Annotated in this window: 6 protein-coding genes, 1 tRNA gene and 1 riboswitch; all 7 genes read right to left on the bottom strand. The window is 65.0% G+C overall.

Translation table 11 applies throughout. The features are described 5' to 3' along the window. Nucleotides 1-52: 52 nt before the first annotated feature. Nucleotides 53-1939 carry an allophanate hydrolase gene (gene atzF, locus U5768_RS10255; RefSeq protein ID WP_322030269.1) on the bottom strand — a complete coding sequence of 629 codons (1887 nt, stop codon included), beginning with the start codon at nucleotides 1937-1939 and terminating at the stop codon, nucleotides 53-55. Then, the gene (locus U5768_RS10250) at nucleotides 1930-5556 is read right to left on the bottom strand and encodes a 5-oxoprolinase/urea amidolyase family protein (protein WP_322030268.1); all 3627 of its coding nucleotides are present in this window, start codon (nucleotides 5554-5556) and stop codon (nucleotides 1930-1932) included. The genes atzF and U5768_RS10250 overlap by 10 nt, the downstream gene beginning before the upstream one ends. A gap of 2 nt (nucleotides 5557-5558) precedes the next feature. Further along, complete coding sequence (locus U5768_RS10245) at nucleotides 5559-6212, bottom strand: urea amidolyase associated protein UAAP2 (RefSeq protein WP_322030267.1); 654 nt, start codon at nucleotides 6210-6212, stop codon at nucleotides 5559-5561. Nucleotides 6213-6229: 17 nt separating this feature from the next. Further along, entirely contained in the window at nucleotides 6230-6997 is a 768-nt protein-coding gene (locus tag U5768_RS10240; protein ID WP_322030266.1) for an urea amidolyase associated protein UAAP1, read from the bottom strand. A 56-nt stretch (nucleotides 6998-7053) separates the two neighbouring features. Then, a riboswitch (guanidine-I (ykkC/yxkD leader) is annotated at nucleotides 7054-7200 on the bottom strand. Nucleotides 7201-7725: 525 nt separating this feature from the next. Further along, nucleotides 7726-7813 (bottom strand) — tRNA-Ile (locus U5768_RS10235). A 182-nt stretch (nucleotides 7814-7995) separates the two neighbouring features. Beyond that, entirely contained in the window at nucleotides 7996-10404 is a 2409-nt protein-coding gene (gene rpoD, locus U5768_RS10230; RefSeq protein ID WP_322030265.1) for an RNA polymerase sigma factor RpoD, read from the bottom strand. A 148-nt stretch (nucleotides 10405-10552) separates the two neighbouring features. Next, a complete protein-coding gene (gene dnaG / locus U5768_RS10225) occupies nucleotides 10553-12424 on the bottom strand; it encodes a DNA primase (RefSeq protein ID WP_322030264.1) in 1872 nt (623 codons plus the stop codon). Between the last annotated feature and the right edge of the window lie 24 nt (nucleotides 12425-12448).

Below are 12448 nucleotides of genomic sequence, written 5' to 3'. Positions count from 1 at the left end.
AATCTCCAGGAGTAAAGGTGCAACGGTTTTCGTGACGTAATGAGCGGCGATTTCATGCTTCTGTGCTCTCGGCTTTCCCTTGCGAACCCGCCTGGGCCAGCGCCGCGCGATACGCGCGCCAGCCGCCGTAAGCGCTGATGTCGCGCGCGTTCGCGAGCGCGGCGCTCTCGCATAGAAAGCCGGGCACCGTTTGCCCGCTGGCGAGTTCGAGCGTGCCGATGCCAAGCGGCGCCGGAATGGCCGCGACGAACGAACCGAACGCAGCCATCGGCATCTCCCAGACTTCGACTTCGATCGCCGCGCCGCCCTCGTTGACTCGCGCGAGGCCGGGCTTGGCCAGCGCTTGCGCGTGCGTCTGCGCAAGCGCGTAAAGGCGATACGCGCTCGCGGTCGTCGTGGTTTCGATGAGGCGCGCACCGCGCGTCGTCAATTGCGCGTTGAGCGGCTCGCCGCTCAGATGCGCGCCCACGACGGCGACGCGCACGGCGCTTTCGGCGCTTTCGGCGCTTTCGGCGCTTTCGTCGCTTTCGGCGCTTTCCGGCGCGCCCGCCGTTGCGTCGAGCCCGCGTTCGCCGAGCCAGGCACTGGCGAGCGCCAGCAGGAACGCATCGTCGTTTGCGCGCGCAACGAACGTGATGCCGAACGGCTTGCCCGCGTGCGGGAGCGCCGCGCATTCGCCGGCGGGCACGGCAATCGCGCTGAGGTCGAGCAGATTCACGAAGTTCGTGTAGTAACCGAAGCGCGCGTTGACGCCGAGAGGATCCGCTTCGAGTTCGGCCACCGTGGACGTGGTCGGCGAAGTCGGCGTGACGAGCGCGTCGATGTGCGGCCACACGCGCTCGCTTTCCATGCGCAACGCGGCGAGACGGTCGAACGCGGCGAAGGTGTCGGCTGCGCTCCAGCGCGCCGCGCCGCCGATGATCTCGCGCGTGACGGCATGCAGCGCCTCAGGCTGCGCTTCGAAGAACGGGCGGATCGCAGCGAGACGCTCGGCCACGAACGGGCCTTCGTAGAGCAGCCGCGCCGTGGCGAGGAACGGCTCGAAATCGATCTCCACAAGCTGCGCACCGGCCGCGCGCAGCTTCGCCAGCGCTGCGTCGAACGCGGCCGCGTACGAGTCGTCGCCGTAGAAGTTCAGTTGCGCCGCGCGCGGCACGCCAAAGCGCATGCCCGCAAGCGTTGCGCATTCACGGCCGCCCGGCTGCCAGGCGCGCGCGTACGGATCGCCTGCGGTCACGCCGCGCGCGCATTCGAACACGCGCCGCGCGTCGTTTGCCGAATGCGCGAAGATCGAGACGCAATCGAGCGAACGGCAAGCCGGCACGACGCCAAGCGTGCTCAGCACACCTTTAGTCGGCTTAAGTCCGACGAGTCCGTGAAACGCCGCCGGCACACGCCCCGAACCCGCGGTGTCCGTGCCCAGCGAGAACGCGGCGAGACCGAGCGCCACGGCCACCGCCGAACCCGAACTGGAACCGCCCGAGGCATATTCCGGATCGAGCGCGTTGCGGCACGCGCCATAGGGCGAGCGCTGCCCCGAGAGCCCCGTGGCGAACTGGTCGAGGTTGGTTTTGCCCACGGGAATCCCGCCCGCCGCGATCAACCGCTCGACCACAGGCGCGCTGCGCGCCGGCGTGTACGCGTAAGCAGGACAGCCGGCCGTGGTCGGCACGCCCGCGAGATCGATGTTGTCCTTGATCGCGAACGGTACGCCGTAGAGCGGCAGCGTCGCGGGGTCGCGTTGCGACAGCGCATCGGCGTAACGCATCATCTCGTCGCGCGTGAGCGCATGGATCCACACGCGATGCGGATCGTCGCCGGCGGTACGCGCGGCAATATGCTCGACGAGTTGCGCCGGCGTGAGGCTGCCTTCCAGATAGCGCGCACGCAGCGCCTCGATCGTCATGGGCAGGTCGTCGTTGCGCGGATTCATTGGCATGCGGCCTCCTCGCCGCTCACGGCGGCGGCTTGTGCGGTCTCACCCGATGCTTCGGATACCAAACGAATCACCATCAGGCGCTGGCCCGCGGTGACGGCGTCGCCAGGCGCGCAATCGAGTATTTCGATCACACCGCTTGCGCTGGCGCTCACGGTTACTTCCATCTTCATCGATTCGAGAATCGCAAGATCCTGGCCCTCCTCGACGCGCTCGCCCGCTTCGACCAGCACCTTCCACACGCTGCCCGAAACGTCCGCGCCAATCGCACGGCAGTCCTCGGCGAGGGCTTCAGCCTCGCGCGCGGCGCTTGCCGCTTCGTCCGCCGCGCCTTCAGCCACGTATTCGGCCTGGCCCGCCTCGCGCCAACGTTCCCGCTCGGCTTCGAAAGAGGCTTGCTGGGTGTGCTTGAACGCGGCGATCGACGCGGCTTCGTCGTGCAGGAAGCGCTCGTATTCGCCGAGGTCGAACACGGACTCCTCGATACGAACGCTGCGGCGCCCCGCGAGAAATTCGCTGCGCCACTCCGCGAGTTCGGCCTCGCTCACCTCGAAGAAGCGGATTTCGTCGAAGAAGCGCAGCAGCCACGGCTTGCCCGGCGCGAACTCCTTCGTCGTGCGATAGCGGTTCCACATCTGCACGGTGCGGCCCACGAACTGATAGCCGCCGGGGCCTTCCATGCCGTACACGCACATGTAAGCGCCGCCGATGCCCACGGCGTTCTCGGGCGTCCACGTGCGCGCCGGGTTGTACTTGGTGGTGACGAGCCGGTGGCGCGGATCGACAGGCGTGGCCACGGGTGCGCCGAGATAGACGTCGCCGAGGCCGAGCACGAGATAGCGCGCGTCGAATACGATGCGCTTCACGTCGTCGATGCTCGCAAGACCGTTGATGCGGCGGATGAATTCGATATTGCTCGGGCACCACGGCGCGTCGGGGCGTACCGACTGCATGTAGCGCTCGATGGCCACACGGGTGGACGGATCGTCCCACGAAAGCGGTAAATGCACGATGCGATTCGGCACGCGTATCGCATCGACGGCTGGCAGCATTGCTTCGGCTTCCTTAAGATGCGCAACGAGCGCGTCGAGCGTGAGCACCGCGGGATCGAAATGCACCTGCAGCGAGCGGATGCCCGGCGTGAGATCGATGATGCCGGGCAGACGGTGCGCTTCGAGCCAGCTCATCAGCGCGTGCACACGCAAGCGCAGCTTCAGGTCGAGCACCGCCGGTCCGTATTCGATCAGCAGGTTGCGGTCGCCCGAGCGGCGGTAGACCACGCCTGCGCCTTCGCTCGTCTGTTCGTCGCGATAGAGCACGCATTCGTGCCCGCTCGCGTTCGCGAGCGCGCCCGCAGCGGGCACGAACCGTACCGTATCGCCTGGACGCAGTTGGCCGAGTTTCCACAACTCCTCGCCGATCACCGTGACCGGACACACAAAACCACCCAGACTCGGACCGTCCGGGCCGAGAATCACGGGCATGTCGCCCGTGAAGTCCACGGCCCCGATCGCATAGGCGTTGTCGTGAATATTCGACGGATGCAGGCCTGCCTCGCCGCCGTCCGCGCGCGCCCAGCGCGGCTTCGGGCCAATCAGGCGCACCCCCGTGCGGCTGGAGTTGTAGTGCACGGTCCAGCGCACGTCGTAGAGCATCGCAATGTCTTCGGCCGTGAGAAAGTCGGGCGCGCCGTGCGGGCCGTCGAGCACCGCCAGCTCCCAGTCGTGCGTGAGCACCGGCAGGCGCTCCACCGCGAGTCTCGCGCCCGCCTCGCACGCCGCGCTTTTGCCCGCTCCCGGAGCGAGATGCAGCACGTCGCCCTTGCGCAGTGCGCGGCCCGCATGGCCGCCGAATTGGCCGAGCGTGAAAGTCGCCTTGCTGCCGAGATAATCGGGCACCTGCAGGCCGCCCTTCACCGCGAGGCACGCGCGCATGCCCGCATCCGTCACGCCGCCGAGTTTGAGCACCATGCCCGCGCTCGCGCGCACCACCTGCCAATACGGCACCGGCTCGCGGTCGAGCGTCGCGGCGAGCGGCGCGCCGCCCAGCACGAACAGCGTTTCCGTGTTGAAGCGCAGCGTCGCGCCCATCATCGTGAATTCGAGCCCGGCCGCATCACTTGCGTTGCCGAGCAGTTCGTTGGCGAGATTGAACGAGCGGTCGTCCATCGGGCCCGAGGGCGGCACGCCCACGTCCCAGTAGCCGAGGCGGCCCGGCGTTTGCTGGACGGTGGTCTGCACGCCGCCGTCCAGGACGTCGATCGTGTGCGGCGCGAACAGGAAGCGACCGAGAAAACCCGTGGTCTGCTCACCAGCGGCGAACGTTGCGGAGCCAACGATCGCGCGCAGGTAGTCGAGATTCGTTTCGATGCCGTAGAGTTGCGCGCGGGAAAGCGCGTCGCCCAGTTTCGCGAGCGCGGCATCGCGCGTCGCGCCCGTGGCGATGATCTTCGCGAGCAGCGGATCGTAGAACGCACTGACCTCGGTGCCCGCTTCGATCCATGAGTCCACGCGGACATCGGCCGGAAACGCCACGTGCGTGAGGAGGCCCGAACTCGGCTGGAACTGGCGGTTTGGATCTTCGGCGTAGACGCGCACCTGAATGCTCGCCGCGCGAGGCGCAAGCGTATTGGCCGGTGCAAGCGTATCGAGCGGCGCCAGCGTGCCTTCGGCCTGGCGGATCATCCATTCCACGAGATCGACGCCGTAGACCTCTTCCGTCACGCCGTGCTCCACCTGGAGCCGCGTGTTCACTTCGAGGAAGTAGAACGCGCGCGTTTGCGTGTCGAACACGAATTCCACCGTGCCCGCGCTCGCATAGCTCACTGCTTTCGCAAGGCGCACGGCGGTGGCGTGCAACGCGCGGCGTTCTTCGTCGGTCAGGCCCGGCGCGGGCGTTTCCTCGATCACCTTCTGGTTGCGCCGCTGCACCGAACAGTCGCGCTCGCCGAGCGAAATCACGTTGCCCCGGCCGTCGCCGAACACCTGCACTTCGATATGGCGCGCGTGCTCGACGAACTTTTCCAGGTACACGCCCGCATTCGCGAAGTTGCTTTCGCCAAGGCGCACCACCGTTGCAAACGCGGCTTCGAGTTGCGCGGCGTCCTGGCACAGCGACATGCCGATGCCACCTCCGCCCGCCGTGCTCTTGAGCATCACCGGATAACCGAGCGCAGTCGCCGCTTCGAGCGCCGCCGCCACGTCGGGCAACAGGCCCGTGCCGGGCAGCAGCGCGACTTCGTTGGCGCGTGCGATTTCACGAGCCGTGTGCTTGAGCCCAAAAGCCGTCATCTGTTCGGCGCGAGGCCCGATGAAGGCGATGCCGGCGCACTCGCAGGCACCAGCGAACGCGGCGTTCTCCGAGAGAAAACCGTAACCCGGATGCACGGCCTGCGCACCCGTGCTCCGCACGGCCGCGAGTATGGCGTCGGCATTCAGATAGCTCTGCGCGACGGGCGCCGGCCCGATGCATACGGCTTCGTCCGCGAGCGTCACATGCATGGCGTGGCGGTCCGCTTCCGAATAGACGGCCACCGATGCGATGCCAAGGCGCTTGAGCGTACGGATGACGCGGCACGCAATCTCGCCGCGGTTGGCAATGAGTACCTTGTTGAACGCCATCGTCACGCTCCCCAGACAAGCAGGCGCACGGGCGTCGGGTTATAGCCGTTGCACGGATTGTTCAGTTGCGGGCAGTTCGAGATCAGCACCGTCACGTCCTGTTCCGCGCGCACTTCCACGTATTTCCCGGGCGCTGAGATGCCGTCTTCGAACGTCAGCTTGCCGGATGGCGTAACGGGCACATTCATAAAGAAGTTGATGTTGCTGACGATGTCGCGCTTGCCCAGCAGCGCGCCCGCGCCGCAGCCGCACTGGGCGAGCGCATTGAGGTAGCTGTCGCGGCAGTTGTGCATGTAGCGCCTTTCGAGCGCGTAGCGCACCGTGTTGCTCTCGGCCGCGCAGGCGCCGCCGAGCGTGTCGTGACGGCCGCAGGTATCGGCCACGATGGTGAGCAACGGCGCGCCGCGGTTCGACATCAACACGCTGCCTGCGCTCAGGTAGAGGTTGCGCTGAGCGCGGATGGTGTCCTGCGCGCTATACCGCTCGGTGGGATCGGCGCTGCTGTAGAACAGCGTGTCCACGGCCTGATTGCCTTCGAGGTCGACGATGCGCAGCGTCTCGCCGCGCTTCATGTCGTGCAGCCACGGCTCGCCCGCGGGCAACGTGAAATCGGTATGGGCATTGCGCTCGTCGAGCGCGCTTTCGATGATCGGCATGATGGCTCCCCTTGCGCTCAGGCGAACAAACGGTCGGTGTTGATGAAGCCGCGCTCGTTCTCGGCGCACGCCGTGCGGCAAAGGTCGTCGGCGCAAGCGGCGGCATCGGCCGCATAGGCGCGCCAGGCAACGAGCTTCACCGGCTTCGGCGCGTACTCGCCGTGCGGATCGAGCGGATGCGGCGCCGTGGAGAACGCCGCGAGCGTGTTCATCTCGAAGCGCAGGTCGAACGCTGCTCCCGCGCGCGAATGGCGCGGCACAAATTCGAGCGCGCCGTCGTCGCCCACCGCCACCTTGCTGAAGAAGTTCACGTTGGCCACGAGATCGCGCGCGCCGAGCCCGTGCTTCGCGAGTTCGAGCACGAGGCTGTCGCGGCCATTACGGATCATTTCGTTGCGGTGGGCCTGATAGCGCTTCTCACCGTATTTGCGCGCAAAGAGCGCTGCGTCGCCCACGCCGCCGAGCGGATCGTGCCAGCCGAGCGTGTCCGCCGTGATCGAGGCGATCACGCGGCCCATGTCGGTGTAGAGCGCGTGGCCGCGCGTGAGATGGGCCGTGTGCTGAGCCTTGAGCGTGTCGGCCATGTTGTAGCGTTCGAGGGGTTCTTCCTGGCGATGAAATACGGCGGCGAGGTTCGCGCCGCCTTCGAGGTCGATGACACGCAGCGCGAGGCCGCGGCGGAGGATGCCCGACCAGTGCGTGCCCGCAGGAATCACGGTTTCCCAAAGCACGTCGACATGCGGAAGGTCAGGCTGCGCGGTAGCTGAAGAGAAGCTGGACGGCATGGAGGCTCCTGGTTGCGTAGGGATGGCACGTGAGAGGGCGACCGAACGACATCGCGACCTCCCGGGCTTTTATCCCTCCGTGGAGCCTCGTCGCCGCCTTGCTGGCAAGGTGGGAGACAAGACCGGATTGCTCTCGGACCAGGCATCGAACGCACGGCATGGACATAGCCGTTGCGCCGACCGGAACCCTAGCGATCCTAAGATGATGCAAATTGCTTCGCACCTCTCGGTACAAGGCTAAGCGAGAGTCGTGCCAGCCACGCGTAACGGAGGTTTCGGAGCAAAGGAAAGCGTGCGGCCGCCCGCGCGGCTGCGATTAACCGGAGCCTCGAGTACGAGGGGTGCCGTTGCAACCGAGGCGCGCTCTCGCCCGGTCGTGGGGCGCTCACTGCCCCAAAGCAATGCGGCGGCACTATGTGCGTGCGGAAGCGTGCGGAAAAGGCGCCGAATACAGGCAGACACGGCGCATATGTGGATGGCATGGCTGTTGCAAGAAGGCTTTCTCCTTTTCCCGGAGCAGCCCGTCATGTTCTCCATCAGCCGAGTTCGCAGCGCCCTCTACGAACTGCTCTGCGCACGATTCATCGAGATGCAACGGCACCGACGCGTGTCGGGTCCTCGCTAAGATCCAGGATCGGCTTGCGCTGGATTGCGGGAAGTTGTGGATGATTCGTGCGGCATTCGAGAAAGCCAATGCGGCTTCGATCTTGCGCACTAGAGGGGATGAATGGTGGGCCGGGTCGGGTTCGAACCGACGACGTCCTTTCGGAGGCGGATTATGAGTCCGCTGCCTGCAACCAACACGGCGTCCGGCCCACGAAGCTACGAAGCGTAGCGAGAACAGAAGAACAGCAGCAATAAAGCGTCAACAGCGCGTCAACAAAAAAGCCCGGTCTACCCAAAGGCCGGGCTTTTCGACGACAGGCCGATATACTACACGAAAGCAGGCCGGCCTGGCCATCTTGCACGTGACTTCCGTGCATTAAAACTAACCAGGCTCAATTCCCTTCAAGGAAAGACTTGAGCTTGTCCGAACGGCTCGGGTGGCGCAGCTTGCGCAGCGCCTTCGCTTCGATCTGGCGAATGCGCTCGCGCGTCACGTCGAACTGCTTGCCCACTTCTTCGAGCGTGTGATCGGTGCTCATCTCGATACCGAAACGCATGCGCAGCACCTTCGCCTCGCGCGGCGTGAGCGAGTCGAGCACGTCCTTCACGACGTCGCGCATCGAGGCGTGGAGCGCCGCATCCGCGGGCGCCACCGTGTTGTTGTCCTCGATGAAGTCGCCCAGATGCGAATCGTCGTCGTCGCCGATCGGCGTTTCCATGGAGATCGGTTCCTTCGCGATCTTCATGATCTTGCGGATCTTGTCCTCCGGCATTTCCATCTTCTCGGCAAGCGTTGCCGGATCCGGCTCGAGTCCGGTTTCCTGCAAAATCTGCCGCGAGATGCGGTTCATCTTGTTGATCGTCTCGATCATGTGAACCGGAATGCGGATCGTGCGCGCCTGGTCCGCGATCGATCGCGTGATGGCCTGACGGATCCACCACGTCGCGTAGGTCGAGAACTTGTAGCCGCGGCGATATTCGAACTTGTCCACCGCCTTCATCAGGCCGATGTTGCCTTCCTGGATCAGGTCGAGGAATTGCAGGCCGCGGTTCGTGTACTTCTTCGCAATCGAGATCACGAGACGCAGGTTGGCCTCGGTCATCTCGCGCTTCGCCTGGCGCGCCTTCAGTTCGCCGGCCGCCATCTGACGGTTGGTTTCCTTCAGGTCCTTGAGCGGCAGCACCACGCGCGCCTGCAGGTCGAGCAGGCGCTGCTGCTGCTCGCGAATGGCCGGGATGTTGCGCGAGAGAATGCCGCTATACGCGTGGCTTTCGCCGACGATCTTCTCCGACCATTCGAGGTCGGTTTCATTGCCCGGGAAGCGCGCGATGAACTCCGAGCGCGGCATGCCGCACTTGTCCACGACCGTGTGAAGAATCTGGCGTTCGACCTGGCGCACTTCGTCCACCTGCGCGCGCAGCGTGTCGCACAAACGCTCCACCGTGCGCGCCGTGAAGCGGATCGACATCAGCTCGTTCTGGATGGTTTCCTGCGCCTTGAGATAGGACTTCGACTTGTAGCCTTCCTTCTCGAACGCGCGGCGCATCTTGTCGAACCATTCGCTGATAAGCGCGAACTTCTCGAGCGAGGCACGCTTGAGGGCTTCGAGCTGCGCCGCGTTGGCCGTCGCCTGCGCCGCGCCGTCGTCCTCTTCCTCCTCCTCTTCTTCTTCCTCTTCGGCTTCTTCCTCTTCGTCCTCGTTTTCGATCTCTTCCGCTTCCTTGGCGTTGAAGCCGTCGGTGTCTTCGGCGTTGGGATCGATCAGGCCGTCGACGAGTTCGTCCACGCGAATCTCGTCGTTCGCCACGCGCTCGGCCATGGCGAGGATGTCGGCAATGGTGGTCGGGCAGGCGGAGATCGCCATGACCATGTGCTTGAGGCCGTCTTCAATGCGCTTGGCGATTTCGATTTCGCCTTCGCGCGTGAGGAGTTCGACCGTGCCCATTTCGCGCATGTACATACGCACCGGGTCGGTCGTGCGGCCAAATTCGGAATCGACGGTGGAGAGCGCGACTTCCGCTTCTTCTTCTACTTCGTCGTCCGAAGAAGCGTTCGGCGCGTTGTCGTTGAGCAGCAGCGTTTCGGCGTCGGGCGCCTGCTCGTAGACGGCCACGCCCATGTCGTTGAACGTGCTGATGATGCCTTCGATCGCCTCGGTTTCCGTGAAGTTGTCCGGGAGGTGATCGTTGATTTCCGCATAGGTGAGGAAGCCGCGCTCCTTGCCGAGCTTGATGAGCGCACGCAGCTTCGTGCGGCGCTCCTCCAGCTCTTCGACGGTGCCGGGCTGCGACGACGCGAACGCGTCTTTCAGCAGCGCCTTTTCCTTCGCTCGCCGGTCGCGCGCGCGGGTGGTCTTTTCGACCTTGCCTGCGGCGGGGGGGCTGTCTTCGCTCTGGTTTGCGTCGTCATCGACGGGTACTTCATTCAGCTTTTTCGTCATGGAGTTCGCCGTACCGGCTAGTGTCTCGACTCGCGGCTGCTGGACAACAGCCTCTTGAACCGTGGATGCTTGAGCCTCGCGCGCTGCCGCATCGTCCTCGACGGCAGGCACTTCCCTTGCACTTCTCGAACCGGACCGCTTCGTTGCCGGCTGCGTGGCGGCTTTCGCCGCACGCGCAGGCGCTGCTCGCGCAGCCGAAACAATCGTCGACCTCTTCCGGGTAGCCGGTTCAGAACGGTTAGTGGACTCACTGCCCGACGACCGGGCGGAAGAAGGGGCAACTGCGGCCTCTGTGACCTTGCTGGCCGGCTCCGTCGAGCCCCTGCCGGTTGCCTTTTTTCCGCCTGTAGTCTTTGCCATTGCCATTCCGCCCCTTGCTGGAAAACTGGACATTCACGGGTTACCCCAACCCATTATGTCCGCCCGGAAAAAACAAAAACAAACCGCTGAAAACCTGTTATTTTACCACGCAGGGCATTCATCCCCCTGTGCGGTCCTTCCCTTACTCTTACAAACCGAGCTGACGTTTCATGTCAGCGCGCGTCTGATTCAACGACATCAATTCGGCAAGTTCTTCAGGCGTATGCCGCGACTGCCGCGAAAGCGCGTCCAGGCGATCGCAACAGGCGTCGTAGCGCATCTTCAGAATGGCCGCTGTCAATTCCTCGCTCACAAGCCGCTCCTGCTCGCGACGCTCCTCCGCTACAGCGCCGTCTTCCGGGTTTTTCATCAGCAAATCCCGAACGTTTTCATCATAGTCCAGAATTTCGCGAAAAATCTCCTCGAAGGTTGGAGCATTGGCCCCATTTCTCAACAGGTCTGAAAGAAGCTGAAATTCCGCCGCGTCGCCCAGCGCCCGCGCGTGCGTCGTCACTTCCTCGAACAGCTCGCCGTGGCGTGTCATTCCGATGAGCGCCTTTTCGGCCTCCTCGTCGAGTTGCGACGCAATGCGCGGATGCATTACGAGATTGCGCAGCGCCTTGCGCTCGATACCGGTCACGAGGTGCCGGTCCTTGCGCGCGGGCGCGTGGCGCGCCGCCTGGGCAATGCGCGCGTCGACTTCGCACAGCGCCGCCACTTCCTCGAACGGCACGTCCAGACGGTCCGCGAACATGTGCATGATCTGCGCGCGCAGGGCGTTCGCCGGCAGTGCCTGAAGCAGCGGCTTCGCGTCGAACAGCGCCCGGGCGCGGCCTTCCGGCTGGTCCAGCTCCTTGTCCGCCAGCACCTCGTTGAGCATGAACTGGGACAGCGGCATGGCCCGCTCCACCTGCTCCGAAAACGCCTCGGCGCCGAATTCGCGCACGTAGCTGTCCGGGTCGTGCTCCTGGGGCAGGAACAGGAAGCGGATCGTACGGTTGTCGGCCGCGTGCGGCAGGCACGCATCGAGCGCGCGGCGCGCGGCGCGGCGGCCCGCCGAGTCGCCGTCGAAGCTGAAGATCACGGTGTCGGTCTGACGCATGAGCTTCTGCACGTGGATCGGCGTGCACGCGGTGCCGAGCGTCGCCACGGCGTTCTGGAAACCCAGTTGCGCGAGCGCGACGACGTCCATATATCCCTCGACCACCAGAACATAGCGCTGTTCCCGGATCGCGAGGCGCGCCTCGAACAACCCGTACAGTTCGCTGCCCTTGTTAAATAGCGGCGTTTCCGGGGAATTCAAATACTTGGGTTCGCCGCCGTCGAGCACCCGGCCGCCAAAGCCGATGACCTGGCCCTTCACGTTGCGGATCGGGAACATCACGCGGTCGCGGAACCGGTCGTACCGGCGCGCCTGGCCTTGCGCGTCCTGCTTTTCGCTGACGATGACGAGGCCCGCCTCGACCAGCGCGTCGTCGCGATAGCTGGCAAAGGCGGTTTCGAGGTTCTGCCATCCATCGGGCGCGTAGCCCAGGCCGAACCGCGCGGCGATCTCGCCGGTGAGGCCGCGCTTCTTGAGGTACTGAATGGCGTTGGGCGCGCCGCGCAACTGCTTGCGGTAGTAGTCGCAAGCGGTCTGCATGACGTCGGAAAGCGCGGTGGAGACGGCCTTGGAGACCGCCGGGGCGTAGCCGCCCGCGGCGCCAGCCCCGCCGCGCAGGGGCGAAGGCTCCTGCGGCACGGCGAGGCCGACCGACTGCGCGAGTTGCTCGACGGCTTCGGGGAACGTCAGTCCCGCGTGCTCCATGAGGAAGCCGATGGCGGTGCCGTGCGCCCCGCAGCCGAAGCAGTGATAGAACTGCTTGGTTGGGCTGACCGTGAACGAAGGGCTCTTCTCGTTGTGGAACGGACACAAGCCCATGAAGTTCGCGCCGCCCTTTTTGAGCTGCACGTAGCGACCCACCACGTCGACGATATCGACGCGGTTCAGCAGGTCTTGCAGGAACGAATGCGGAATCATCGGAGCGAACGTGCTTGGTCAACC

Source organism: Paraburkholderia sp. J76 (assembly GCF_905220295.1).
Taxonomy (GTDB): Bacteria; Pseudomonadota; Gammaproteobacteria; order Burkholderiales; family Burkholderiaceae; genus Paraburkholderia.
This window is presented reverse-complemented; position numbering and strand designations above follow the sequence as displayed.

Bases quoted from the DNA above. Each gene is read 5' to 3' on its own strand.
- atzF (WP_322030269.1), bottom strand. From the start codon at position 1,939: ATGCCAATGAATCCGCGCAACGACGACCTGCCCATGACGATCGAGGCG.
- U5768_RS10250 (WP_322030268.1), bottom strand. From the start codon at position 5,556: ATGGCGTTCAACAAGGTACTCATTGCCAACCGCGGCGAGATTGCGTGC.
- U5768_RS10245 (WP_322030267.1), bottom strand. From the start codon at position 6,212: ATGCCGATCATCGAAAGCGCGCTCGACGAGCGCAATGCCCATACCGAT.
- U5768_RS10240 (WP_322030266.1), bottom strand. From the start codon at position 6,997: ATGCCGTCCAGCTTCTCTTCAGCTACCGCGCAGCCTGACCTTCCGCAT.
- rpoD (WP_322030265.1), bottom strand. From the start codon at position 10,404: ATGGCAAAGACTACAGGCGGAAAAAAGGCAACCGGCAGGGGCTCGACG.
- dnaG (WP_322030264.1), bottom strand. From the start codon at position 12,424: ATGATTCCGCATTCGTTCCTGCAAGACCTGCTGAACCGCGTCGATATC.